Source organism: Methylophaga sp. UBA678, from assembly GCF_002299105.1.
Classification (GTDB): domain Bacteria; phylum Pseudomonadota; class Gammaproteobacteria; order Nitrosococcales; family Methylophagaceae; genus Methylophaga; species Methylophaga marina.
This window is the reverse complement of record NZ_DBNG01000009.1, coordinates 61,158-85,988: the sequence shown is the minus strand read 5'-3', so window position 1 is coordinate 85,988 and position 24,831 is coordinate 61,158. Positions and strand designations below refer to the sequence as shown.

22 protein-coding genes are annotated in these 24,831 nt (G+C 44.3%); 16 read left to right on the top strand and 6 right to left on the bottom strand.

Annotation, left to right across the window (positions count from 1 at the left end):
• Positions 1 to 28: 28 nt before the first annotated feature.
• Both trmL and B3014_RS04995 read right to left on the bottom strand, forming a co-directional pair.
• On the bottom strand, positions 29 to 499 hold the full coding sequence (gene trmL / locus B3014_RS05000) for a tRNA (uridine(34)/cytosine(34)/5-carboxymethylaminomethyluridine(34)-2'-O)-methyltransferase TrmL (RefSeq protein WP_286305784.1): 471 nt from the start codon (positions 497 to 499) through the stop codon (positions 29 to 31).
• A gap of 6 nt (positions 500 to 505) precedes the next feature.
• Positions 506 to 2,101 (bottom strand): LysM peptidoglycan-binding domain-containing protein, encoded by a 1,596-nt coding sequence (locus tag B3014_RS04995; RefSeq protein ID WP_289286921.1) that lies wholly within the window; start codon positions 2,099 to 2,101, stop codon positions 506 to 508.
• A gap of 65 nt (positions 2,102 to 2,166) precedes the next feature.
• Between B3014_RS04995 and B3014_RS04990 the strand changes: the two genes are divergently transcribed.
• From B3014_RS04990 to B3014_RS04970, 5 genes are all read left to right on the top strand, one after another.
• Positions 2,167 to 2,964, top strand: coding sequence for a hypothetical protein (locus B3014_RS04990; RefSeq protein WP_289243721.1), 798 nt, complete (start codon positions 2,167 to 2,169; stop codon positions 2,962 to 2,964).
• 18 nt (positions 2,965 to 2,982) lie between these two features.
• Positions 2,983 to 3,837 carry a mechanosensitive ion channel family protein gene (locus B3014_RS04985; RefSeq protein ID WP_289243722.1) on the top strand — a complete coding sequence of 285 codons (855 nt, stop codon included), beginning with the start codon at positions 2,983 to 2,985 and terminating at the stop codon, positions 3,835 to 3,837.
• A 107-nt stretch (positions 3,838 to 3,944) separates the two neighbouring features.
• Positions 3,945 to 4,745 carry a DUF2797 domain-containing protein gene (locus B3014_RS04980; protein ID WP_289243773.1) on the top strand — a complete coding sequence of 267 codons (801 nt, stop codon included), beginning with the start codon at positions 3,945 to 3,947 and terminating at the stop codon, positions 4,743 to 4,745.
• Positions 4,746 to 5,768, top strand: a complete 1,023-nt coding sequence (locus B3014_RS04975) for a quinone-dependent dihydroorotate dehydrogenase (protein WP_289243723.1) — start codon at positions 4,746 to 4,748, stop codon at positions 5,766 to 5,768.
• Between the two features lies 1 nt (position 5,769).
• Positions 5,770 to 6,594, top strand: a complete 825-nt coding sequence (locus B3014_RS04970; RefSeq protein ID WP_286305777.1) for a mechanosensitive ion channel family protein — start codon at positions 5,770 to 5,772, stop codon at positions 6,592 to 6,594.
• Here B3014_RS04970 and gloB read toward each other — a convergent pair.
• Positions 6,591 to 7,361, bottom strand: coding sequence for a hydroxyacylglutathione hydrolase (gloB, locus tag B3014_RS04965; protein WP_289243724.1), 771 nt, complete (start codon positions 7,359 to 7,361; stop codon positions 6,591 to 6,593). The genes B3014_RS04970 and gloB overlap by 4 nt on opposite strands.
• A 25-nt stretch (positions 7,362 to 7,386) precedes the next feature.
• On the opposite strand from gloB, the gene B3014_RS04960 reads away from it, so the two are divergent.
• The 4 genes from B3014_RS04960 to B3014_RS04945 are packed head-to-tail and all read left to right on the top strand — an operon-like array spanning position 7,387 to position 10,051.
• Positions 7,387 to 8,118 (top strand): class I SAM-dependent methyltransferase, encoded by a 732-nt coding sequence (locus B3014_RS04960; protein WP_289243725.1) that lies wholly within the window; start codon positions 7,387 to 7,389, stop codon positions 8,116 to 8,118.
• A complete protein-coding gene (gene rnhA / locus B3014_RS04955; protein ID WP_286305774.1) occupies positions 8,105 to 8,548 on the top strand; it encodes a ribonuclease HI in 444 nt (147 codons plus the stop codon). Before B3014_RS04960 ends, rnhA begins: the two co-directional genes overlap by 14 nt.
• Before the next feature lie 9 nt (positions 8,549 to 8,557).
• Positions 8,558 to 9,292: a DNA polymerase III subunit epsilon gene (gene dnaQ, locus B3014_RS04950; RefSeq protein ID WP_289243726.1), complete on the top strand. Its 735-nt coding sequence runs from the start codon at positions 8,558 to 8,560 to the stop codon at positions 9,290 to 9,292.
• A gap of 33 nt (positions 9,293 to 9,325) precedes the next feature.
• Complete coding sequence (locus B3014_RS04945; RefSeq protein WP_289243727.1) at positions 9,326 to 10,051, top strand: hypothetical protein; 726 nt, start codon at positions 9,326 to 9,328, stop codon at positions 10,049 to 10,051.
• 177 nt (positions 10,052 to 10,228) lie between these two features.
• On the opposite strand, the gene B3014_RS04940 is transcribed toward B3014_RS04945, so the two are convergent.
• Positions 10,229 to 11,410: an IS481 family transposase gene (locus B3014_RS04940; RefSeq protein ID WP_289243728.1), complete on the bottom strand. Its 1,182-nt coding sequence runs from the start codon at positions 11,408 to 11,410 to the stop codon at positions 10,229 to 10,231.
• Between the two features lie 557 nt (positions 11,411 to 11,967).
• Between B3014_RS04940 and grpE the strand changes: the two genes are divergently transcribed.
• The 7 genes from grpE to B3014_RS04905 all read left to right on the top strand — a co-directional run bounded on the left by grpE (position 11,968) and on the right by B3014_RS04905 (position 21,657).
• Positions 11,968 to 12,507, top strand: coding sequence for a nucleotide exchange factor GrpE (gene grpE, locus B3014_RS04935; protein WP_286305772.1), 540 nt, complete (start codon positions 11,968 to 11,970; stop codon positions 12,505 to 12,507).
• Between the two features lie 99 nt (positions 12,508 to 12,606).
• Positions 12,607 to 14,529 carry a molecular chaperone DnaK gene (dnaK, locus tag B3014_RS04930; RefSeq protein WP_289243729.1) on the top strand — a complete coding sequence of 641 codons (1,923 nt, stop codon included), beginning with the start codon at positions 12,607 to 12,609 and terminating at the stop codon, positions 14,527 to 14,529.
• Between the two features lie 90 nt (positions 14,530 to 14,619).
• Entirely contained in the window at positions 14,620 to 15,732 is a 1,113-nt protein-coding gene (dnaJ, locus tag B3014_RS04925) for a molecular chaperone DnaJ (protein WP_286305770.1), read from the top strand.
• Positions 15,733 to 15,776: 44 nt separating this feature from the next.
• Positions 15,777 to 16,583, top strand: a complete 807-nt coding sequence (gene dapB, locus B3014_RS04920) for a 4-hydroxy-tetrahydrodipicolinate reductase (RefSeq protein WP_286305769.1) — start codon at positions 15,777 to 15,779, stop codon at positions 16,581 to 16,583.
• Positions 16,584 to 16,721: 138 nt separating this feature from the next.
• The gene (locus B3014_RS04915) at positions 16,722 to 17,771 is read left to right on the top strand and encodes an HD domain-containing phosphohydrolase (protein ID WP_289243730.1); all 1,050 of its coding nucleotides are present in this window, start codon (positions 16,722 to 16,724) and stop codon (positions 17,769 to 17,771) included.
• Positions 17,772 to 17,809: 38 nt separating this feature from the next.
• The gene (locus B3014_RS04910; protein ID WP_289286920.1) at positions 17,810 to 19,993 is read left to right on the top strand and encodes a transporter substrate-binding domain-containing protein; all 2,184 of its coding nucleotides are present in this window, start codon (positions 17,810 to 17,812) and stop codon (positions 19,991 to 19,993) included.
• Complete coding sequence (locus B3014_RS04905) at positions 19,969 to 21,657, top strand: ATP-binding protein (RefSeq protein WP_289286919.1); 1,689 nt, start codon at positions 19,969 to 19,971, stop codon at positions 21,655 to 21,657. The genes B3014_RS04910 and B3014_RS04905 overlap by 25 nt, the downstream gene beginning before the upstream one ends.
• Here B3014_RS04905 and B3014_RS04900 read toward each other — a convergent pair.
• Positions 21,654 to 22,208 (bottom strand): tetratricopeptide repeat protein, encoded by a 555-nt coding sequence (locus B3014_RS04900; protein WP_289243732.1) that lies wholly within the window; start codon positions 22,206 to 22,208, stop codon positions 21,654 to 21,656. The two genes, B3014_RS04905 and B3014_RS04900, sit on opposite strands and share 4 nt — an antisense overlap.
• A gap of 9 nt (positions 22,209 to 22,217) precedes the next feature.
• A complete protein-coding gene (gene mrcB / locus B3014_RS04895) occupies positions 22,218 to 24,575 on the bottom strand; it encodes a penicillin-binding protein 1B (RefSeq protein ID WP_289243733.1) in 2,358 nt (785 codons plus the stop codon).
• Between the last annotated feature and the right edge of the window lie 256 nt (positions 24,576 to 24,831).

Genomic DNA, 24,831 nt, shown 5'->3' with positions numbered 1-24,831 from the left:
AGGTTTTGAACACATTTATGGCCAATGATCAGAACCGTTTTGCTCCGGCAAAGTCGAGCTGTTCCCATGCCTGGTATAAGATGATGGCCGTCGCATTAGACAGGTTCAAACTTCGGCTATCAGGAAGCATTGGAATGCGTATTTTCTGACTGTCTTGTACTTGATTCAAAACATTATCAGGTAAGCCGCGCGACTCAGGACCAAATAACAAAATGTCTTCATCGATGTAGCTGACTTGATGGTGATGTTGTGTCGCTTTTGTGGTGCAGGCAAAAATTCGTCTGCTGTCGCTCCATGCTATGAATTCATCAAAGTTCTTATGGACGGTGACATGAGCAAATTCATGATAATCCAGACCGGCACGCCGTAAACGTTTATCATCAATCACAAAACCAAGTGGTTCTATCAGGTGAAGACTGGCGCCAGCGTTGGCGCATAAACGAATAATATTGCCCGTGTTGGGTGGAATCTCGGGCTCGTAGAGAGCAACGTGCAGCACTGTGAATCAGGTTTCGTCTATATACAGTTTCAAATTCTGGCCAGGCTGTAATGTTGAACGATCACTTAAACCATTCCACTCTTTCACATCAGCCACACTGACATTGAACTTGCGTGATATTGCCCAGAGAGAGTCGCCATTTTTGATGGTATAGTTAACTGACTTTCTAATATCTTCAGCAGTTGTAGTGATAACGAGTTTTTGACCTGCATGCAGAATATCTCTGGCGGACTTTTTATTCTGTTTAGTCAGAGATTGCACATCGGTATTGTTTTTCCGTGCGATATCCCACCAAGTGTCACCGGCTTTAACAATGTAAGTCGTTTTTTTGGTTTTAGCTGCTGACAGATTCCGTTGTGCTTTTTTCAACGCTAGCTGGCTGACATCATGCGATGCCACTGGGATAAGTAAGTTTTTGCCTGCCCTAATTTGTGTGCTACCCAGCTTGTTGGCTTGTTTAATCACTTCAACAGTTGTGTCATAGTTGCTGGCAATGACACTGAGTGATTCACCGCGTTTGATTTCATGGCGAGCCCATTGCACACGCTGTGATGCTGGTGTTTTAGCCAGAGCTGCCTTAAATGTGGGGATTTTTTCCAGCGGCAGTACTAACTTATGATCGCCATGTGGGGCGGTTGCCCAGCGATTAAATGCTGGATTGAGTTGATGCATTTGTTTTTCAGTGATACCAGCCAGCTTGGCTGCCATGGCTAGATCGATTTGTGAGCCAACATTAACTTGCCCAAAGAAAGGCTTGTTATCGATTGGGCTAAGTTCTAACTCATAGCGTTCAGGATATTTCACCATATGGCTGACGGCCATTAAGCGAGGTACATAGGCCGAGGTTTCTCTTGGTAGATCCAGTGACCAGAAATCAGTCGGCTTACCTTGTTCCTGATTCTTCTTAATAGCGCGGCCAACGGTACCTTCACCGCAGTTATAGGCTGCGAGAGCAAGCTGCCAGTCACCGAAATCATTATGCAGTTTTTCAAGATAATCGAGGGCGGCCTGTGTTGACTTAACAACATCACGTCTGCCGTCATACCACCAATTTTGTTCCAAGCCATAAACCTGTCCGGTACCGGGGATAAACTGCCATAAACCGGATGCATGACTAGGTGAGTAAGCCATCGGCTTAAAACCGCTTTCCACGACAGGTAACAACGCAACCTCCATAGGCATGTTGCGTTTGTTGACTTCTTCAACAATGTGATAGAGATAAGGTCTGGCTCGCTCTACCACTCGGCCGACATAGTCCTGATGATCAATGAACCAGCGAAGTTGACGCTCGGTATCTGGTTCTAAGGTTTTGTAATCAGAAATCACGAAGCCATCGCGAATGCGATCCCAGACGTCAGTGGGTGCTTGAGGGGGGAGGGTGATGGGGGGATTTTCTGAGGAGAGTGGGTTTTCAGTGTCGTCTAAGGATTCGTTGTAGGCTTGTTCCCAAGGCGTATGTTTCAGTTTTTGTTTTGCCTTAGAATAAGTAACTGACGGAGTCGTTGACGCTTCCGCGCCTTTTTCCGGTGTACTGCTACATGAAGCGACAAGTAGGGTAATCACCGAAACAAGCGCTATTTTTATCATATTTCGAGTAAACATCTGCGCTATTATAAGGAAGGATTTTCGACCTGTCTCCGAATAATTTATATAAGTTGTTATTTACCATGGTTGGACGACAAAATAGGTGGTGGGGTGATTTCGATTTTCCCCAGCAAACTCAATGGGTTATGCGGTGTGCGGATGTGTGTCTGGAAATGCATTCTACTCCACATCAATGGTGGTTGGGCTACGAGTGGCAGCATACGACTGAGCAAATTGAACCGTCGCTAAAAAATGAAACCAGTACATTTGAATCACCACCCAAACATGAACATCGTTTTGTGTTTGCAGAACTCCCCGAAAGGGTCGCGATTAAACCAGCCTTAGCGGATCGCCCTGTTGTTTGTCGGCCTGATGTATCTGTGAGTTTATTGCCGTTCCAAGAGGTCACTTTGTTTGTGTGTCTTCCGCTCTGGTTGAAGATTGCTTCTACTTCTTCTGAGCAGACTTTATTAGATATTCCGACAGTGAAGGTATGTGATTCATGGTTTGGCCCGAATACGCGTGAAGGCGTTTTAAGTTATGCCTCACAGGTCAGTGAGCAATTAGATGTGAAGCCCATTGCCAATAATAAGGCGAGAGCGGCAATAGAAGTACGCATTCAAAATCAGTCGGATCAAATGTTAACACTCGATAAAATCAGTGTGCCTGCTCCCAACTTGAGTCTATATGTGGATAAGCAGGGACAGTTCTGGACACAACGGATTACACTGGTTAGACGAAATCTGGATGATGCGATATTGAGCTTGGATGACGTCATCAGTGGTGGATTACCATTGAGTGCGCTGGAGCTGGTATGTGCAGCCAGAGAAGACATCGGACGCAGTAAAATTACCAAAGCTATTTCAGCTTTATTTGGTTAAGACCTCAGGCGAGCAAGAATGACAGAATGGATTAACAATATCGATGCAGCATGGTTTATAGCTGTATTTGAAGCCCTGATTTATTTTATCGTCGGCCTTATTTTGGCAAAGATGGCCAGCCGGGCTGTGCGTCAGTGGAGTAAAAATCGTTTCGATACGCACCAACAGCTTTTAATGGCTCGCGTGGCCTCATATTTGATTTTGTTGGTATTTATTGTCATGGGGCTGAATGCCATCGGCTTTAATTTGGGGGTACTGATTGGTGCTGCCGGTGTATTGTCAGTCGCTATTGGGTTTGCTTCACAAACATCGGCATCGAATATCATCAGCGGATTATTTTTAGTCGCTGAACGACCTTTTTCTGTCGGTGATCTCATCAAGGTAGGAGAGACTACAGGAGAAGTGCTGTCCATAGATCTGTTGTCAGTAAAACTTCGCACCTTTGACAATTTGTTTGTACGAATACCTAATGAAACACTGATTAAATCTGAAGTCACGACGCTGACGCGTTTTCCTATCAGACGGATTGATTTAAGCATCGCCGTGGCTCTAAAAGAGGATATTAAAGCTGTCAGAAAAGTGCTGGAAAAAGTGGCAGAGGCAAACCCTTTATGTCTTGATGAGCCGAAACCGAAGTTTGTGTTTCTTGGCTTTGGTGATTCTTCGCTGAATATGCAGTTTTCGGTATGGGTGAAACGAGAAAGTTTTATCGAGCTAAAAAACAGTATCCATGAAGAAATTAAAGAAGCGTTTGATGCTGAGTCAATAGAAATTCCTTTCCCACACCGTTCCTTATATACCGGCTCCGTGACCGAACCGTTTCCGATTCGCCTGGTTTCTGATGCTGACTCAAAACCAGAGAACAAAGATTAAGATATAGCGACCCTGTTGGCGGGTGCCTATCTGCGATAAGATGCCTAGAAAAAAACTTCAGATTAAAGGGAAACTCAGTGACAAAGCTTAGTGGACAATTGTCCAAAATGCAGGTCAGTCTGGCTGATGATACGCAAGCTAACTACGCTATGAGGCTTGATGAGCAATTGTTGCCTCTGAACCAGACCATTGGACAGCCGATTTCATTACATTATCAAGGGGAGATTCACTGTCAGGCTTGTAATCGTTTAACGAAAAAAAGCTTCAGTGGTGGTTTTTGTTTTCCCTGTTCACAAAAGCTAGCACAGTGTGATCTGTGTTTTATGAAGCCAGAGCTTTGCCACTACGAACAAGGCACGTGCCGCGAGCCTGAGTGGGGTGAAGCGGTATGTATGCAGGATCATATTGTTTATCTCGCCAATAGTTCGGGGCTAAAAGTGGGCATCACCCGCATTAATCAAATTCCGACGCGTTGGATTGATCAGGGTGCGACTCAAGCTGTGCCGATTTTTCGGGTGAAAAGTCGCTATCAATCGGGCCTGGTTGAGGTGATGTTTAAACAGCATGTCTCTGACCGGACAGATTGGCGGAAAATGTTGAAAGGTGAGGCTGAACCACTTGATCTGGCCGCTGAAAGAGACCGACTCTTAGCCCTGTGTGAAAGTGAGGTGTCTGAGTTACAACAGCAGTTTGGTGAATCTGCCATTCAGGTATTAACGGCCGAGAATGTGCAGACAATTGAATACCCAGTGAACACCTATCCCAATAAAGTCAGTTCGTTTAATTTTGATAAAACAGCACATGTTGAAGGACGACTGGAGGGCATTAAAGGCCAGTATCTGATTTTGGATAAGGGTGTCATCAATCTCCGCAAGTTCAGCGGTTATCAAATCGAAGTGGAGGTATAAATGGTTTATCGCATGATGAGAGAGCTGATGTTTCGTCTGGATGCTGAAAAAGCGCATCACCTAGGATTAGTGGGACTTGATTGCTTGGAAATGAGCGGACTGTCGTGGCTGATGACACGAAAATTGCACATGAAACCCGTGCGAGTGATGGGGCTGACCTTTCCGAATGCAGTTGGACTGGCCGCGGGGCTTGATAAAAATGGTGATCACATTGAAGCCATGTCCGCACTGGGTTTTGGATTTGTTGAAATCGGTACAGTGACACCCAGACCACAGCCAGGCAACCCGAAACCGCGATTATTCCGTATTCCAGAAGCTCAAGGGATTATTAATCGCATGGGCTTTAATAATCTGGGCGTTGACCATCTTATTGAGCAAGTTCAAGCAGCGGATACAAACACCTTAATCGGCATAAATATTGGCAAAAATTTTGATACGCCAGTTGAAAAGGCCGTAGACGATTACCTGATAGGACTGAATAAAGTTTATCCACATGCTGATTATGTCACTATCAATATTTCTTCTCCCAATACTCCGGGTTTACGCACACTTCAGTTTGGCGAGTCCTTGGATACATTATTAGCTGAGTTAAAAAAGGCGCAGTCAGAGCTCGCACAGCAGCATGAAAAATATGTGCCGATGGCAGTGAAAGTTGCGCCGGATTTGACCATAGATGAAGTCTCTCAGTTAGCTGAAGCATTTAATAAACACAAAATCGATGCCGTTATTGCGACCAATACAACGATGGAACGTGATGCTGTGGCCGGACTCGATAATGCGGAAGAAGCAGGTGGTCTAAGTGGCGCACCTGTGTTTGAAAAATCAACAGAGATTGTCAAACTTTTCAGAGAAGCATTGGATGATGACTTGCCTATCATCGCCGCGGGTGGAATCATGTCTGCTGAACAGGCGTTAGCCAAGTTGGATGCAGGTGCATCACTAGTACAAATTTATAGTGGCCTTATTTATCATGGCCCCAAGTTAATTCGTGAAGTAATTCAATCCATATCAAAGAGGAACTAACATGGAAACTGCAACGGGAAGCATAGTCGTATTTTGGCTTATCAATATTCTCTATGCTGCGATCATTGTTTTTGTCGGTCGAATCGTGGTCAAGTGGCTGGTCAAAATGTCACGCAAATTAATGGTAAGAGCAAACCTTGACCCTATTCTGATTAATTTCTTCAGTACGATTGCCAATGCCATTTTATTGTTATTTGTATTGATAGCAGCGCTCGATCAATTGGGTGTGGATACCACCTCGATGATTGCCGTGCTGGGTGCGGCAGGTTTAGCTGTTGGCCTGGCTTTGAAAGATTCATTACAAAACTTTGCTGCCGGCGTGATGCTGATTTTATTCAGACCTTTCAAAATTGGTGATTTTGTTGAAGCGGGTGGAACCGCAGGTGTGATTGAGTCAATTACGATTTTTAACACCATTATGAAAACAGGTGATAACCGTGAAGTTATCGTGCCGAATGGTTTAATTTATGACGACACTATTACCAACTATTCAGCTAAAGATACCCGACGTATCGATATGGTCTTTGGTATTGGTTATGACGATGATCTGCTCAAAGCCAAACAATTACTGACCGATATCGTCACCGGTCATGAGAAAGTGATGGCCGATCCTGCCCCTGTTATTCGGGTATCAGAATTAGGCGATAGCAGTGTGAATTTTGATGTTCGTCCATGGGTGGCCGCTGCTGATTACTGGCCAGTACGTTCGGAATTAATTGAAACCATAAAACTCGCGTTCGATGAAAATGGTATCTCCATTCCTTATCCACAAATGGACATCCATTTTAATAACCTTGATAAAGAACAAGACGATAAAGCTGCTTAAAACTCGTCTTTCCATGCTCGTAATGAGCTAAAGACAGCTTGGCTATCTGGAAGAGGGTGACCGGAAAATTTTTCGGTCGCCTTTTTTATTCTGTCTACATCACAACGAAGAAACGGGTTGGTTGCCAGCTCATCCTGCATTAATGAAGGTACAGTGGCCTGTTTTTTCTGACGCATTGTTTCCGTTTGTTCAAAGCGTTGCTGCAGTTGTTTATTTTCTGGCTCTACTGTTTTAGCAAAACGTAGGTTAGCTAGTGTGTACTCATGAGCGCAATAGATAGTTGTTGAGGAAGGTAAGCTTGCCAATAGATTAAGTGAGGCATGCAATTGTTCTGCGGTACCACCCAATAATCGTCCGCATCCTGCAGCAAACAATGTATCACCACAAAACAGCTTGCCTTCGGCTAAATAGCTGATGTGGCCAGGCGTATGCCCTGGTGTATTGAGCACAGTGAAAATAGGAAAGTCGGGATCAACAGCGATGGGTTCTTTGCCTGATTGCGGATGAGTTACCCCTTCAATGGTTTCATTTAGCGGACCGTAAACTGGAATAGCCACTGCTTTTGTTAACTCAGCAATGCCTGCAGTATGATCGGCATGGTGATGTGTGATGAAGATGGCAATCAGCTCCAGATCAATGGATTTTAATGTGTTTAGAACGGGAGTTGCATCACCAGGATCAACCACAATCGCTTTATTTGTGCCTTGCGCCTGGATTAGCCAGATATAATTGTCATCAAATGCGGGAATTCGGTGCACATTCACCATGATTTCTCCTTAATGGGCTCAGACTATGAATGAGAACAAACAACGACGATTGAATCAATGGTGGCATAGTCCACTGGGTGAGTCGGTCATACAGCAGGAAAAGGCGGTTTTGACTTCACTTAATCACCCATTGGTGGGCTATTTTTATGTGCAATTAGGTGGGCATTATTCTTTATTTCCACCTTCAAACCGTATTATCAAAACCAGTATTGTGGGTCCCTCAGGAGACTTAAATGCCAGTGCTGAGTCGTTGCCGCTTAAGTCACACAGTATAGATAATTTACTGCTTTTGCATGTATTGGAATATGCACATGACCCGCATCAAGTGTTACGAGAAACAGAGCGTGTTCTGGCGGCAGACGGTAAATTAATATTATGCAGCTTCAGCCCTTGGAGTTTATGGGGACTGAGACGCTTATTTTCCTGGCAGGATAATGCGCCGTGGCATGGTCACTTTTTTACTCAAACCCGAATTCGGGATTGGTTAGCATTATTAAATTTTGAGGTGGTCGAACATCATAAGGTGATGTTCAGACCTCCTTTCAGTCGGACCAGCTGGTTAAACAGATGTCGTTTTTTGGAACGATGGGGCAAACGACTATGGCCGTGTTTTGGTGGTGTGACGATAGTCGTGGCTTGCAAGAGAACTATCTCGCTCAACCCGCTTAAACAACGCTGGCGTCAACCGAACTTATTTCCGTCAGCCGGTTTAGTGAACAAACCGATAACAAGAGAAGGAACAGATGGACCACGTTGAGTTATTTACTGATGGTGCCTGTAGTGGCAACCCTGGCCCGGGTGGCTGGGGTGTCATATTACGTGCAAAGGGACAGGAAAAAGAGCTATCCGGTGCTGAAAAAAATACCACCAATAATCAGATGGAAATGATGGCTGTCATCGCAGGTCTTGAAGCCTTAAAGCGTCCATGTCAGGTTACCATCACCACTGATTCACAATATGTCATTAAAGGTATGACGGAATGGTTAGCGGGGTGGAAAGCCAAAAACTGGAAGACAGCAGCAAAGAAACCGGTGAAGAATGTTGAGCTGTGGCAACGCCTCGACAAGGCCGTAGCCCCCCATCAGGTAAAGTGGGAATGGGTCCGAGGCCATCAGGGACATATTGAGAACGAGCGTGCGGATCAATTAGCTGTTGCCGCCAGAGAACACATAGCCGCTAAGAAATAAGAGGACGTCATGACAGAAAATGTTGTTAAACGACAAGTGATTCTGGATACCGAAACCACCGGTATCAGCACCGCTGAAGATCACCGGATTATTGAGATTGGCTGTGTGGAAATGGTGAATCGTCGCCTGACAGGGCAAACATTTCACCAATATATCAATCCACATCGTGAAATTGATGCCGGTGCAATTGAAGTCCACGGCATTACCAATGAATTTTTAGCCGACAAACCCAGTTTTGAAGATGTTGCTGAAGACTTCTTACAATTCATTGATGGTGCTGAACTTATCATTCATAACGCCCCGTTCGATGTTGGCTTTATTGATCACGAACTGAAAAAGCTTAAAGGTGAAAAGCGCAGGGTCAATACTTTATGCAGTGTGTTAGACACCTTAAAAATGGCCAGGGACAAACATCCTGGCCAAAAAAATAATCTCGACGCCTTGTGTAAACGTTATGAGGTGGATAACTCAAACCGTGAGTTACATGGTGCCTTACTGGATGCTGAGATCTTAGCTGACGTTTATTTAGCCATGACCGGTGGGCAGGTTGCCATGCTGCTGGCGGCTGAGGAAGTGGAACCTAAGACATCATCAGAAAATGAAACAGAAGAAACCCTTTCAGCCGTTCCGTCAAGAAAGCTCAGAGTCATCCGTGCCTCTGAAGAGGAGCTTGCTGCGCATGAGGCTATGCTGGAGAAAGTGCAGAAAAGTAGTGGTGGTGAGTGTGTTTGGTTGAGAGATTAAACATCTTATTTAAAGAAAAGGCTTCTTTGAAGGATGAATGAATACTGTAAGCACAGAATTTTATCTTTTTATACTTTATTTAGAGAAAGGCAGTTCGAGCAAGATGATGTTGCATTTTTCTTAATATTAATAAGGGACTACTCGCAAAAAGGAAGTATTATTCGTGAGGTTGCTGACTTCCTTGCACATCCTGAAGAAAAAAATAAAGGTATCCTTTTAAAGCGTGTAGAAAAGATTGTTCCTAAAATGGAGGAATATATCGGGCAGGTTAATAGCAACGACACTATTTCACATACACGACCGCCAATTTTTTCGGGGCTTAGTTTTCATAAAGAAATTATTACAGGTATTCGACGTGCTTTTCAAAAGGTTGGTTTGAAAAATGTTGCCATATCAGAAAGTGACATTGAGTACAGAGAGTTTATATTTTGCCTTATTTTTTTGTTAAGTGGTTTTAAACTGAAGTTCGGTAATGCCTCAATAGAATTAACAGTTTTATATAGTAGAGATCTGATACTAATAGCAAATTGTCCGATACATAAGTATCAAAATAGTTTTGCCCAATTACCCGTATTGTTATTAAAAGATGTTTGGCCTGATGCCAACCCGAATGGATTTGGACATGTTCTGGAGCAACATATTGTAAAAAGGTTTCATAACGGCTTTTTAGCTGCTGTTAACTATGAGTTTGATAAATATGATTTGCTATTGGAAGCTAAAAATTCTACATATGGAACAGTCTGGCCTATGTACACTTAGATTCGTAAACTAGATAAGTATGTCGGGTTAAATCGATACCTAACAACTTTTTTCTTTATAGAATCATACGCTGCCGCTGGGCGTTCATTTTCTTTGTTTGCCCAAAGAAAACGAACCAAACAAAAGGGCCCTGTACGGTTCACCTACATCGGTAACAAATTAATTCAACTACATGGGTTACACCCGAATAGTCCAATAACTTGTATCGCCACCCCTTACTTTGCGTTGGTCAAACCCGCCCAGTCTCACTGGGCCAAAGTAAATATCCCAAACCCCATCCGCCACCTGCTCCATACCAATGTACTCACCAGACAATAAATGAGAGACATATACCTGACCACCTCCCCAATAAACGACACCTGTCCGAGTCACCTTCAACACATCAAAATAATCTGGATAATGGATTGGCTCTAACTTATCAGGATAAGCCCTTTCAGATACCGTGTACTGGGAGCCAGGTGTTTGTTGTTGCAAAGCTTCATGGGGACGCTGTTGATTATACGCCTGACAGAATGCCTCGAACTGTTGCTGCTGCGCAGCCATTGAATGACTGACAGGCTGATGTTTAATATCCTGTTTCAAGGTGCGATGCATCCGCTCATGCTGACCATTTTGCTGAGGCCTGCCGGGCTGAATTCGTTCGGGATGAATGCCCAACTTAATCCACCAAATACTTAATGCCGATAAGCCGCCCGCCGCTTTACTGGCAAACGGCACCCCATTATCGCTGCGAATACGTAGAGGTAGCCCAAACTCCCTGAATACCTGTTCAAAACAACGCCTAGTCGAATCAGTCGCCGTTGTTTTCAAACCGATGCAAGCCAGTAAGAAACGACTATGATGATCCATAACGGTTAAGGGATAACACCATTGCCCATTCCCTAATTTAAACTGACCTTTAAAATCTACACTCCACACCTGATTCGACGCATTCACAGACTTAAATGGCTCTTGGTAAGATGCGACACGTCGGCGTTTTCGTCGTTTATCGACAAGACCTTCCCGGTTGAGCACATTGTAAATCGTGGTTAATGAGGGAGGCTCCAGGTTGGGAAAACGTATTCTCAGACGGGCCTGAATTTTCTTGGGACCTGGCTGGACGCGAGAAGCTGTCCTGATATCAAGGATAGCTTGCTTGATGGCATAGGGTATCGTTTGGGGATGACTAAAAGGCCGTCGGGATTGTTCAGCCATCCCATCGAGTCCTTTAGCCTGATAACGTTGTAACCACTTGTAACCCGTCTTTCGACTGATCTGGTATCGTCGGCACAACTCACTAAAACTACCTCCGGCGCCGCGTAGATAATCTGCAATAAATAAAATTCGTTCTTCCATTGGTTTCACATCTCGCCAAGGCATGAGCACCTCCGTTGTTGATGCTCATGATTTAAACCATGTGTTACCTATGTAGTTGAACTTTTTTGTTACCGATGTTCTTGATTCGTACAGCACCCGATATTGCCTTTTATCCAAGAATTAAACTTGGCTGATGGCGTGGTCGAAAACTCGCTGCGCTCAAACACTCGACCACTCAATCCATCAACCAAGCCCAATTTTTGGCGGCAATAGACGGGAGGGTTGGGAGCTTTTTTAATCCCCGTTTGTGCTGGCGAGGAGTGACATTTATTCAGGTCTGAGGGAGGCTAGTGTTTGAGCGCAGCGAGTTTTAGTCGACCGCCTGAATCAATGTTATGACGAGTGGAGCCGTAGGCCAGCACGGTGGGGTGCCCTAGGGTTGTTAGGGAAATGGGCAAGCATTTCCCTGACTCGCCAGCAAGGCGAAATAGCTTGCAAATAAATCAACGCTCATCGGAAGCCTGAACGGGAATCTAAACAAAATCCAAATTTCGCCTTGAAATCAAATTTTTCACCCCCAGATTGACGGTCTGTGATTAGCAAACCGGAATGATTCAATCATGAGCAACGAAGAAATCGAAAAGCCAGATGTAGAAGCAAATGAGCAAGCTGACACTGAGGCATCAGCAGAAACTGAAAAAACGACTGAACAGTTACTGGAAGAAGCGCAACAACAAGCCGAAGAAAACTGGAATCAAGTGTTATTGGCTCGCGCTGATCTGGAAAACGTTCGTCGTCGTCATGCACGAGACCTGGAAAACGCCCATAAACATGCTTTAGATAAATTTGTGAATGAGCTTTTACCTATTTGTGACAGCCTTGAACTTGGCCTGAATGCCGCCAAGTCAGAATCAGCTACTTTAGAGGCTGTGCGTGATGGCATGAGTATGACGATGAAAATGTTACTCGACAATATTGGCAAACTCGGACTGGAGCAAGTTGATCCTGTTGGACAGCCGTTTGATCCTGAATTACATCAAGCCGTTTCTATGCAGCCGGCAGATGGTATCGAGGCCAATCATGTGATCAGCGTGATGCAAAAAGGATATAGCTTCAATGGTCGTTTACTGCGACCTGCAATGGTTGTGGTCTCTCAATAAAAAATAGATTCGGGGCTTGAAATTTAAATTTTGCCCCCCAATTACATACCCGAAGGCTGCATAAATAGTCAGCAAGAATAAGATTGATGGAGTATAAAAATGGGAAAAATTATTGGTATTGACTTAGGAACAACAAATTCCTGTGTCGCAGTGATGGAAGATGGTAAAGCGCGCGTTATCGAAAACAGCGAAGGCGATCGCACTACGCCATCAATCATCGCTTTCACAAAAGATGAAGAAGTTTTAGTGGGTCAGTCTGCGAAGCGTCAAGCAGTTACCAACCCTAATAACACACTCTACGGCATCAAGCGTTTGATCGGCCGTAAATTCAAAGAAGATGTCGTTCAGCGCGATATCGACATGGTGCCTTACAAAATCGTTGAAGCAGACAATGGTGATGCCTGGGTTTCTGTAAATGACAAAAAAATGGCACCACCTGAAATTTCAGCACGTGTTCTGATGAAAATGAAGAAAACAGCTGAAGAGTTTTTAGGTGAAGAAGTGACTGAAGCTGTTGTCACTGTACCTGCTTACTTTAACGACTCACAACGTCAAGCCACTAAAGATGCGGGTAAAATTGCCGGTTTAGAAGTCAAACGTATTATCAACGAACCTACCGCTGCAGCACTGGCCTATGGTATGGACAAAAAACGCGGTGACTCTACCGTGGTTGTCTATGACTTAGGTGGTGGTACATTCGACGTATCAATCATCGAGATAGCGGATATTGAAGGCGAGCACCAGTTTGAAGTATTAGCGACTAACGGTGATACATTCCTGGGTGGTGAAGACTTTGACCAACGCATCATTGACTATTTAGTCGCAGAGTTCAAAAAAGACCAAGGTGTTGATCTGGCAAAAGATCCACTGGCTCTGCAACGTCTGAAAGATGCGGCTGAAAAAGCGAAGATCGAATTATCTTCAAGCCAGCAAACAGATATCAATCTGCCTTACATCACAGCTGATGCATCAGGTCCTAAACACATGGAAATGCGTTTAACTCGTGCCAAGCTGGAATCACTGGTTGAAGACCTGATTTCACGCAGCATGGAGCCATGTAAAATGGCACTGAAAGATGCCGGCTTATCAACGTCTGAAATCAGCGATGTGATTTTAGTCGGTGGTCAAACCCGTATGCCTAAAGTACAGGAAGCGGTTAAAGACATGTTCGGTAAAGAGCCTCGCCGTGATGTGAATCCTGACGAAGCGGTGGCAGTGGGTGCGGCTATCCAAGCGGCTGTACTTTCTGGTGATGTCAAAGACGTATTATTACTAGACGTTACACCACTGAGCCTGGGTATCGAAACCATGGGTGGCGTGATGACCAAACTGGTTGAGAAAAACACCACGATTCCTACTAAAGCGAATCAAGTGTTCTCAACGGCAGAAGACAATCAACCTGCAGTGACCATTCATGTACTTCAAGGTGAGCGTGAAATGGCATCAGCGAATAAATCACTGGGCCGTTTTGACTTGGCGGATATTCCTCCAGCACCACGTGGTACACCACAAATCGAAGTGACATTTGATATTGATGCTAACGGTATTCTCAACGTATCAGCAGCGGATAAAGCGACAGGCAAAAAACAATCTATCGTGATTAAAGCCTCTAGTGGTTTATCAGATGAAGAAGTTGAGAAAATGGTGAAAGATGCGGAAGCGCATGCGGATGAAGATCGTAAATTCCATGAGCTTGTCACTGTACGTAACCAAGCTGATGCATTGATTCACGGCACAGAAAAATCACTTAAAGATTTAGGTGATAAAGTTGAGGCTGACGAAAAAGAAAAAATCGAATCAGCGATTGCCGCTTTACAAGAAGCCATCAAAGGCGAAGACAAAGACGACATTGAAGCGAAAACAACCGCTTTAAGTGAAGTCGCTGGCAAACTGGCAGAACGTGCTTATGCTGAAAATGCGGAAGCTGGTGCTGCAGATGCCGGTCAAGCTGATGATGCGAAAGCTGGTGATGATGTTGTCGACGCAGAGTTTGAAGAAGTCGACGACGATAAGAAAAAATAATCTTTAACAAGATTATGTTGAGCATGGCAAACAGGCGTCAGGAATCTCCGGCGCCTGTTTTGTCGTTTTAGGTAGTTGGGAAAAAGAATAATGGCCAAAAAAGACTATTATGAAGTTTTAGAATTATCACGCACGGCGACTGAAGCTGAGATTAAAAAAGCCTACCGTCGCATGGCGATGAAATATCATCCGGACAGAAATCCTGATGATGCTGAAGCTGAGTCCAAGTTTAAGGAAGCCAAAGAAGCCTACGAAATTTTATCTGACAGCCAGAAGCGGGCTGCTTATGACCAGTTCGGTCATGAAGGTGTCGACCAATCCATGGGCGGTGGCTTTAGAAGCAGTGGCGGCTTCAGCGATATTTTTGGTGATGTATTCAATGATATCTTTGGCGGTGGAGGTGGCGGCCGGCAACAAGCCTATCGTGGTGCTGATTTAAGATATCGACTTGATTTGTCATTGGAAGATGCTGTGGCGGGAACCACGGCGACTATTCGCATACCAGTCAATGTTGAATGTAACACCTGTGATGGTTCTGGTGCGAAGAAAGGGACACAACCCGTCACGTGTACTACCTGTGGTGGGCATGGTCAGGTTCGAATTCAGCAAGGTTTCTTTACCATGCAGCAAACCTGCCCACATTGTCGTGGTACCGGAAAGATGATCAAAGAGCCTTGTCCGGATTGTCATGGTGAAGGGCTGGTTCAAGAAGAGAAAACCTTACAGGTCAAAGTGCCTGCTGGTGTCGATACCGGCGACCGAATTCGACTCTCAGGTGAAGGTGAAGCGGGCACCCATGGTGCACCTGCTGGAGATCTTTACGTGGAAGTATCGGTAAATCGTCATGACGTGTTTACCCGTGATGGCACGAATTTATTCTGCGATGTACCTTTAAGTTTTGTCACTGCTGCGTTGGGTGGTGAAGTGGAAGTACCCACGCTGGAAGGTAAGGCTAATCTTAAGATCCCAGAGGGCACGCAAACCGGACAACAATTCCGACTTAAAGGTAAAGGTGTTCAGTCAGTTCGTGGCGGCGCAACCGGTGATCTTTTATGCCGGGTTATCATCGAAACACCGGTGAAATTATCAAAGAAACAAAAAGAGTTACTGCAAGAGTTTGAGGGCGATCTGCAAGGCGGTGGTGAAAAGCATAACCCGAAACACAGCTCCTGGTTGGATGCGGTAAAACGTTTTTTTGAATAAGATGATGTGTTGTCATCACTAGGTGAAATGAAAAAGGAATAAATATGGCAACTAAGATTGCGATAAATGGCGCTGCTGGCAGAATGGGACGCTGTTTGATTCAGGCTGTAGAACAGACTGAGGGCTTAGCTCTCAGTGCAGCGATCGATCGTGCCGATTCATCATTAATCGGGGCAGATGCAGGTGAAGTCGCAGGCGTTGGCAAGTTAGGTATTGCGATTAGCTCGGATATTGAGCAGGCCACAAAAGACTCCGACATCATTATTGATTTCACTTTGCCCGAAGTGACCATGGCTTTATTGCCGTTTTGTGTGGCTAATCAATGTCGACCTGTTATCGGCACAACGGGGTTTGATGCAGACCAAAAACAAGCCATCGACGATGCGGCCAAACAAGTTGCCACTATCCTGGCGCCGAATATGAGTGTTGGGGTGAACTTATCATTAAAACTATTAGATATGGCTGCCCGGGTATTGGGGGATGACGTTGATATCGAAATAGTGGAAGCCCACCATCGCCATAAGGTAGATGCACCGTCTGGAACGGCATTGCGTATGGGCGAAGTGGTGGCTGATGCCTTAGGCCGTGATTTGAAAACATGTGCGGTATATGGTCGTGAAGGCCGCACAGGTGAGCGTGACAGAGATACCATCGGTTTTGCGACAGTACGTGCTGGCGATATTGTTGGTGATCACACCGTTATGTTTGCGGCAGAAGGTGAGCGGGTTGAAATCACCCACAAAGCCTCAAGCCGTATGACGTTTGCTTTTGGTGCCATGCGGGCATCAAGCTGGTTAATGCAAAAACAAAATGGTTTGTTTGATATGCAGGATGTCTTGGGCTTGTCATAACATCACTTATTCATGCTGCTGTCACTTGCCCGATGTAGTAGCTGAATTTATTTTCTAATACCCTGCTTGATGCAGGGTATTGTACTTTTCTTTCAACTTGCTTATATAATCGAACCAACTTTTTAATAGGTTGGATTGATGGCACCACATGCTCAGATTCTTATAGTTGACGACGTCCCTGACAATATTCAGGTCGCTATGAGCTTACTGAGGGAAGACAGCTATGAGTTTTCCTTTGCCAATAGTGGTGAAAAAGCACTGTCAATTCTGCAAAACGATGATGCTGCGTTTGATCTGATTCTGCTCGACATCATGATGCCTGGCTTAGATGGCTATGAAACCTGTCAGCGTATAAAAAGCCAAACTCAACTCAAAGACATTCCAATCATTTTTCTCACCGCAAAAGCGGATGTGGATTCTATAGCCAGAGCTTTTAAAGTCGGTGGGGTCGATTATGTGACCAAGCCTTTTCATGCCGCTGAACTCCTTGCTCGTGTTAGAACGCATGTCCAGTTATATCAGACAAAAAAATGGCTTGAGAAGCAAAATATTGATCTGGAAACAAAATCCCGTTTTGCACAGGCGCGCTTATTATCTGAGTTAGAAAATAGCCAAAAAGAACTCATCTGGTTTCTAACTGAATTGATGGAATCCACATCAGATGAAACAGGTAAACACATTCGTCGGGTAGCTGAGATTTCTGCACTCTTGGCCAAACTGCATCCCACATTAAGCGATACTGATGCCGATACTCTTTACCATGCCTCACCCATGCATGATATCGGCAAGATGACAGTCCCTCATGAGATTCTTCACAAGCCAGGAAAATACACGCCAGAAGAATTTGAGGTGATGAAATCGCATACGACAAACGCGTATAAATTATTATCAGGTTCCAAACGAAAATTAATTAAATCAGCCGCGATTATTGCCTATCAGCATCATGAAAAATGGGATGGGAGCGGTTATCCCCGTGGTTTAAAAGGATCTGACATACACATCTATGGGCGAATTGTTGCTCTGGCGGATGTATTTGATGCCTTGACTCATCAACGTTGCTATAAAACAGCCTGGACAGTTGATGATGCGGTTGCTTTCATCCAGGAACAGCGCGGTTTTCACTTTGATCCTGAGTTAGTCGACTTGATGATAAGCCACCTCGATCAGTTTGCTGACATTGTTAAATAGATGCTTATAAGATGAATTATCCTTTAGTAACCACAAGAATGACATTAATCACAACGTTCATTCTGTTACTGAATTCAATCCTCATCTTCTATAGTCCAACTGTCCAATCCGCCGCGGAAACAGTCCGAGCTCAGTACCAATCACCTGTGCTATTAACGAAAGAAGAAATTGCCTGGATAGACACCCATCCTGAAATTATTGTGGGGGCCGGGAGTGAATGGCCACCTTATGATTTTGTGAACGAAAATAATCAATACATCGGTATTGCCAGGGATTATCTCAACATCGTTTCTTCATTAACAGGCTTAAAATTTACCTATGAAACGGAAGGCTCTTGGCGTGATCATCTAAAACAGTTTGTTGATGGAGAGATTGATTTATTACCTGCAGTATTTATGACGCAGGAAAAAATGGCTTATATGACATTCTCCAGTCCGTATCATGAGGCTGTTGAATATTTTTTTATTCGTAATGACATTAAACTCGACAATAAAAACTCGCTGGATGGATTGCGAGTGGCTTTACCAAAAGATGACTCCAGAATTAGTACGATCAAACGCTATTTCCCCAGGCTTAATATCATTGAAACCGGCTCATCAGATGAGGCTATCCACTTAGTCCTGAATGGCGATGCCGAACTGTTATACGACACTTATGCTGTTTTGAGCTACAAACTTGATAACAAAGCTATTTTGAATATCGAACCATTACAGTCGACACGCTATTTAGGGAGTGAGAATCTCTACATGGCTACGCAAAAATCAGAGCCGATGTTGTCATCAATTATTGATAAAGCTTTACTTGCGATATCAGCAGTACAGAAACGTAGTATCGATGATAAATGGTTTAAACGAAATATTACTGATGAGGCCGTATCGAAGAATATTATTTTGTCACCGAGTGAACAATTCTGGTTAAACGAGCATAAAACAATTCGTTTTACCGGTGACCCTAACTGGTTGCCATATGAAGCCTTTGATAAAGATGGAAATTATATCGGTATTGTTGCTGAGTATTTGCAACTGATAGAAAACAAACTGGGCATCACTATTGAGTACGTGCCTACTTCCACTTGGGCAGAGTCAATTGAGCTTATTAAAGCAGGTAAGGTCGATATGATTTCAGAAACCAGTGATTCAACACTGGGTCAGTTTCTGACCTTTACCAGGCCATATTTAAACAGTCCAATAGTCATTGTCATGCGTGATGATAATGTTTATGTCGAAAATATCTCGTCAATAAAAAAGAAAAAAATTGCCGTGATTCATGAATATGGCTATGTAGATAATATTCGTAGTCAGTATCCAGATATCAACTTTATTGAAGTCATGTCGATTCAAGAGGGCTTGACTGCCGTGTCTACTGGAAAAGTAGATGCATTAATAGCCACACTGGCTCAGGCCAGTTATCACATTGCCGAAATGAGTATTAACAACATACGCATAGTAGGGGAAACCGGCTTCAAAACCTCATTGGCATTTGGGTTTAGCGAGGCTTATCAACCGATGGTTAGCCTTTTTAACCGGGCCTTTAATGCTATCTCACTCGCAGATAAGCAACGCATACTTGATGACTGGGGGAAAGATAAATATGCGGCGATTGTCGATTACAGTTTGATGTTGAAAATTGTGATCTTGTTTTTAGTTGTGGTGGCTTGGATTTTATTCTGGAATAGAAAACTAGCCGCTCAAGTCCGCTTACGTGAGGCTGCCGAAGCACAAACAAAAACCTTGATTGATCATATGCCCTTACAGATTGCCGTGACACATTTTGACGGTCAGATCATCACTGCTAACCCTCAGGCATTATTAGACTACAACATGCAGCTGGATGAATTACCTCAGTTTAATATTCTGAGTTTTTATTCGAACCCGAAACAACGTGAAGAAGTACTTAATGAGATAAAAACCCAAGGGTTTGTGGATCAAAAGATCGTCGAATTCAAAAAAATGGACGGTGAAGAACGCTCGATGATGGTATCTATTATGCCCATCAAATACCAAGGGCAGGAGGCGTTATTAGGTATCGCTGTAGATATGACGGATCGGATCGAGATGGAGGCTCAACTCGTCGAGGCGAAGGAAAAAGCGGAAGTGGCTAACCGTACAAAATCTGAGTTTCTTGCCAATATGAGCCATGAAATNNAGCATTTTTCAATAAGTTTAAGCCCGCGCGTTACTTCATATTTGCATGGAGTATGCTCGCCACCGGCGCAGTTATAGGTATGTTAAGCCTTATCGGAATTTTACCTTCCAACGACTTCACCACCTATTGTTTTCAAGTGGGTGTTTTCTTAGAAGCAGGCCTCTTTTCATTTGCGTTAATGGAGAAAAGCAGAGGGCAACTAGAAAGCGAAGTTGAGCAGGCAACTAACGATTTACGCAATAATATGGAGCTGATTGAAGAGCAGAATGCGCGTTTAGATATTGCCCGTAAAGACGCGATAAAGGCAAGTAACGTTAAATCTCAATTCCTGGCCAATATGAGCCATGAAATCCGGACGCCGATGAATGCCATTATTGGCTTTACCGAGTTGCTCTATGAGCAGGTTAAAGACAATAAGTTGAAATCCTATGTAAAAACGATTCAGTCGGCTGGCAATGATTTAATGTTATTAATTAATGACATTTTGGATTTATCCAAAATCGAAGCCGGAAAACTCGACATACAATATGCTGCCACCAACCCGCATGTCTTGTTTGAAGAGTTATCGCATATATTCAGTGTGCCATTACGGAATAAAGGTGTTGAACTGATTCTGGAAGTCGATTCAGACATTCCTCATAGTCTGATGCTGGATGTGGTTCGTCTGCGTCAGGTATTACTCAACTTACTGGGAAATGCGGTTAAATTTACTCAGTCAGGTCGAATAACGATGCGGGCAAGTGTCGAGAGCGCTGTGGGTAGTCATCTAAAATTACGAATTGATATTGAAGATACTGGTTTAGGCATACCTGAGGATCAGTTAGAGCGAATATTTGAAGACTTTCATCAAACGCCTGGTCAGGACAATGCAAAATTTGGCGGAACGGGGCTCGGTTTATCCATTTGTAGTCGTCTGATTAAACTAATGGGTGGAGCTCTCACAGTGAAAAGTGAAGTAGGTAAGGGGTCTACTTTTACGGTGCATCTGAATAACGTTGTCGTCGCATCAATTGCCGCTGATTCAAGCTTGAAGCAGTACTCGGCATCTTCACTGCCTGTGTTTTCACCTGCAACTATTCTTGTGGTGGATGATATTGAAGATAACCGTCGTTTGGTCACGGAAAGCTTTTCCTCTTCTGCGCTAGAGATTGTAGAAGCTGAAAATGGTAAAGAGGCCGTCGCAGCCGTAAAAGCCCAGGGTATTGATTTGATTCTGATGGATCTGCGTATGCCTGTGATGGATGGGTATCAGGCAGCAGAGAAAATTAAAGCGGAATTTAATATCCCAATCATCGCCCTGACAGCATCTGTAATGAAAGATGACTTCGAACGTCTTAAATCAGAGCATTTTGATGACCATATCCGTAAGCCGGTCAAAAAGTCTGAACTTTACAGCAAGCTGGCAGAATTTTTAGAACATGAAGCTTCGATACCTAACGGATCTGAAGAGACTCGTGGCCTGACATTGTCCGATCATGAAATGGCCGTATTACCAGTGATCCTTAGCTTTATGGAGAGCAAAATGCCGATTTGGAAAATGGTCAATGAAAGCAACAATATGAGTGAAATTAAACGTTTTGCTGCTGATCTGAAGCAAATCGCAGAGAAAGAAACATTCACGCCATTAGCTCATTACGCGCAACAGCTTCTAGAAAAAGTGGAAGTCTTTGACATTGAGGGCATGACTGAACTGTTGACAGACTACCCTTCTCTTTATCAGCAACTTAGCCAGTCTGCTTAATATTTCTGTGCTCTGAGTTTCGCCACTTCGGCACCCGAGACATCTCCTGCTCTGAGTCTTATTTCGGTCAGTAACTGCCAGAAACGCTTAAGCAGTACATTATTACCAGATGATAAGGAGACACCTTTAAGCGCGACCTGTTCTGCAAGGTCATAATCTTCCAGACTCATATGGGTCTGAGCGAGTGAGTAATACACTTTAGGATCCCGCGGTGCTATACGTTGAGCTCGCTGCAAGTTGTTTTGTGCACTCCGTAAGTCACCACTTACTCTCGCTTGTTCCGCTTTATCCAGTAACGCCACGACAGCAGGACTTTGTTTTATCGGTGTTTGTACCTGGGGGGATGGTGCTGGCTGAGCAGATCTTGGCTGTTCAGGAGTAACGTCCTCTACTGGCGGGTAGGCAGGTGTTTCCGGCGGCTGTGGCAGTGTCGGTTCGCTGCTTCGATCATCCACGGGTGGTTGAGATGGTTGGTAAGGTGTTGTTGAACATGCCGCAAGCATACTTAACATCAACCCCGTCATGAAAAAGCGTAAAGCAGAATTTGTCATTATTAACCCTTATTGAAACCAATCTTTAATCCAGTCCAGTGACCGAGTCACCGGATTAGATTGCTGTCCTGGCTGAGTGACACATTCAGACATTTCGACAGGCTCTGTTCCCGAGATGAAAGGCAGTTGTCGGGAATGTTCACATTCTTGAGCGGATAAAAGGCCCGTTTGTGTGTCTATCCAGAGCCATTTTATATCGTCTGGCAATGGTGCCTCAAACGAATCCAGAGGCTGACTCCTCATAAAGTTTTTCCAGACACGCAACGCACCGCCTGAACCAGTGAATGGTAAGGGGGAATTATCATCCTGACCAAGCCATACCACGGCGAGTCGGTTATTGCTGAACCCTGCAAACCAGCTATCTCGTTGATCATCGGTTGTGCCCGTCTTACCGGCAGTATTGATATGGCTGGGTAAACTGGAATAAATGCTGGCAGCTGTGCCACTGTGAGTGACTTCTTGCATGGCCGTTTGAATCAGGTAAACATCATCTGCATCGATAGTCTGACGCAGTTGAAATGGGTAGCTGGATAGTGCTTCACCGTGACTGTCTGTAACCGTGCGAATAGCTCGGGCAGGCGTCTGGAAACCATTGGCAGCAATGGTTTGATACATGGTCGCGACTTCAAGTGGTGACAAGCCCTGAGCACCCAATAAAAGCGAGGGATAGGCATCTAGCTTACGTTTAATGCCTAATCGGTTCAACGTATTAATGACCTCATCCAAGCCTGCTTCCATTCCAAGGCGAACGGTGGCTATGTTGTAAGAATGAGCTAAGGCATCAATCAGTAAAACATCCTCATGGGATTGTTTGCTGAAGTTCTTTGGTTTCCATGTTTGACCATTGGGAAGTGTCAGAGTGAAGCTTGAATCATCCACCATACTGGCCAGTGTTTTACCTTGTTCTAAGGCTGTTAAATACACGGCAGGTTTTACCAACGAGCCGATGGGGCGTACAGAGTCCAATGCGCGATTAAAGCCTTTATAGCGTGTATTTTTGTCACCTATGACCGCTAGGACTTCACCCGTTTGTGGGTCTGTCACTACCATACTGCCCTGTAGCGATTTCAATTTAGAGCCATGGTGTTGTTGCAGACTCGTAATGGTGGATTTTAAAGATGACTCAGCATGACTTTGAGTGATCGGATCCAGGCTGGTATAGACCCGTAGCCCTTCTGAGTTCAGATCTTCATCACGATAATCACGACGTAATTGTCGTTTCACTAAGTCCAAAAAGGCAGGATACGCTTCTTTTAATAGTGTGCCTTTCTCGACAACATCAAGGCTGGCATTTCTCGCTTGCTGATATTGTTGCTGTGTAATTTTATCTTGCTCATACAAAACTTTTAGCACCAGATTGCGTCGATTTTTTGCTCGCTCAGGGTGGCGCCTTGGGTCGTAATAAGAAGGCCCCTTCACCAGGCCGGCAAGTAATGCTAACTGATGCAGTTTCAACTCTTGTAGTGGTTGTGCGAAAAAGTAATGTGCACCCAAACCGAAACCATGAATGGCACGTGCGCCATCTTGTCCCAGATAGACTTCATTCAGATAGGCTTCCAAAATGTCATCTTTGTCGTAGTGCAGCTCTAACAATAAAGCCATCGGAATTTCGAGTAGCTTTCTAACCAGACTACGGTCAGAGGTGAGATAGAAGTTCTTAATAAGCTGTTGAGTCAGGGTACTACCGCCCTGAACAAAACTACCAGCCTTAATATTGGCAACCATAGCTCGGGCTATGCCTTTGGGGGAGATGCCATGATGCTGGTAAAAATCTCTGTCTTCGATAGCGATTAAAGCTTCGCTCAACATCGGAGGGGCATCTTTTAACTGAATAAGATCCCGGTCTTCATTATTAAGTGGGTAGATGCCTCCTATCAGAACAGGTTCAAGGCGAACCAATGGCACATCCTGACCTTGATAATCTCTTAGGCGTGTTACACCTTCAGCATTAAAGTCGAGAATGAGTTTTCTTGCCGGCTCCATGCCATCGCTAAAACGAAAGCCACGTGTGGCGATGATGGCCTTCGATGAGGAGAAGGCGGCCTGGCCAGGCTGTGCGGCTTTTGAACGAAATTGATACCCCAAACCTTTTAATTCAATTTTCAGGTCGGAGAGTGAGACAGGAGCCCCGGCATACAACTCTAATGGGCGAGCATATACCTTGGCAGGAACAGCCCAGCGCTTGCCTTCAAACTGACTACGAATCTGAACATCAAGGAAAAGGGTTAATAAGCCAAGTAGAACCAGTAGAGTAAAAGCAATTTTCAGCAAACTTGAGCGGCTGATAAACCCCGTTTGTTTTTTTCTACGTGGTGATGACTTTTTTGAGCGGGTACGCTTTTTAGAAGGCGCTTTTTTTTGAGCCATGAAATTCTCAGCTAGGAAATGAACCTGATTAAAGGTAGTAATTCAATAAATACATTAAAACATGATGTTGGCATGAAGTGATAACAGTTCACCTTAATATGCGATGTTCAGCTTGAGGCGATCAAAGAAACCGCGCAGTGCCAGAAATTATTCTATTTCTGCTGCGATTGGCTGAGAGGAATTTCATCGGTGCCTCATCTAAGTCATTACTTTTTTTACAGATCATCGCAAAGGGCAAGGCTAAAAATCGCTGACA

Excerpts from the sequence above, each read along its gene's own strand:
- B3014_RS04995 (WP_289286921.1), bottom strand. The coding sequence starts at position 2,101 with ATGTTTACTCGAAATATGATAAAAATAGCGCTTGTTTCGGTGATTACC.
- B3014_RS04990 (WP_289243721.1), top strand. The coding sequence starts at position 2,167 with ATGGTTGGACGACAAAATAGGTGGTGGGGTGATTTCGATTTTCCCCAG.
- B3014_RS04985 (WP_289243722.1), top strand. The coding sequence starts at position 2,983 with ATGACAGAATGGATTAACAATATCGATGCAGCATGGTTTATAGCTGTA.
- B3014_RS04980 (WP_289243773.1), top strand. The coding sequence starts at position 3,945 with ATGCAGGTCAGTCTGGCTGATGATACGCAAGCTAACTACGCTATGAGG.
- B3014_RS04975 (WP_289243723.1), top strand. The coding sequence starts at position 4,746 with ATGGTTTATCGCATGATGAGAGAGCTGATGTTTCGTCTGGATGCTGAA.
- B3014_RS04970 (WP_286305777.1), top strand. The coding sequence starts at position 5,770 with ATGGAAACTGCAACGGGAAGCATAGTCGTATTTTGGCTTATCAATATT.
- gloB (WP_289243724.1), bottom strand. The coding sequence starts at position 7,361 with ATGGTGAATGTGCACCGAATTCCCGCATTTGATGACAATTATATCTGG.
- B3014_RS04960 (WP_289243725.1), top strand. The coding sequence starts at position 7,387 with ATGAATGAGAACAAACAACGACGATTGAATCAATGGTGGCATAGTCCA.
- rnhA (WP_286305774.1), top strand. The coding sequence starts at position 8,105 with ATGGACCACGTTGAGTTATTTACTGATGGTGCCTGTAGTGGCAACCCT.
- dnaQ (WP_289243726.1), top strand. The coding sequence starts at position 8,558 with ATGACAGAAAATGTTGTTAAACGACAAGTGATTCTGGATACCGAAACC.
- B3014_RS04945 (WP_289243727.1), top strand. The coding sequence starts at position 9,326 with ATGAATGAATACTGTAAGCACAGAATTTTATCTTTTTATACTTTATTT.
- B3014_RS04940 (WP_289243728.1), bottom strand. The coding sequence starts at position 11,410 with ATGCCTTGGCGAGATGTGAAACCAATGGAAGAACGAATTTTATTTATT.
- grpE (WP_286305772.1), top strand. The coding sequence starts at position 11,968 with ATGAGCAACGAAGAAATCGAAAAGCCAGATGTAGAAGCAAATGAGCAA.
- dnaK (WP_289243729.1), top strand. The coding sequence starts at position 12,607 with ATGGGAAAAATTATTGGTATTGACTTAGGAACAACAAATTCCTGTGTC.
- dnaJ (WP_286305770.1), top strand. The coding sequence starts at position 14,620 with ATGGCCAAAAAAGACTATTATGAAGTTTTAGAATTATCACGCACGGCG.
- dapB (WP_286305769.1), top strand. The coding sequence starts at position 15,777 with ATGGCAACTAAGATTGCGATAAATGGCGCTGCTGGCAGAATGGGACGC.
- B3014_RS04915 (WP_289243730.1), top strand. The coding sequence starts at position 16,722 with ATGGCACCACATGCTCAGATTCTTATAGTTGACGACGTCCCTGACAAT.
- B3014_RS04905 (WP_289286919.1), top strand. The coding sequence starts at position 19,969 with ATGCTCGCCACCGGCGCAGTTATAGGTATGTTAAGCCTTATCGGAATT.
- B3014_RS04900 (WP_289243732.1), bottom strand. The coding sequence starts at position 22,208 with ATGACAAATTCTGCTTTACGCTTTTTCATGACGGGGTTGATGTTAAGT.
- mrcB (WP_289243733.1), bottom strand. The coding sequence starts at position 24,575 with ATGGCTCAAAAAAAAGCGCCTTCTAAAAAGCGTACCCGCTCAAAAAAG.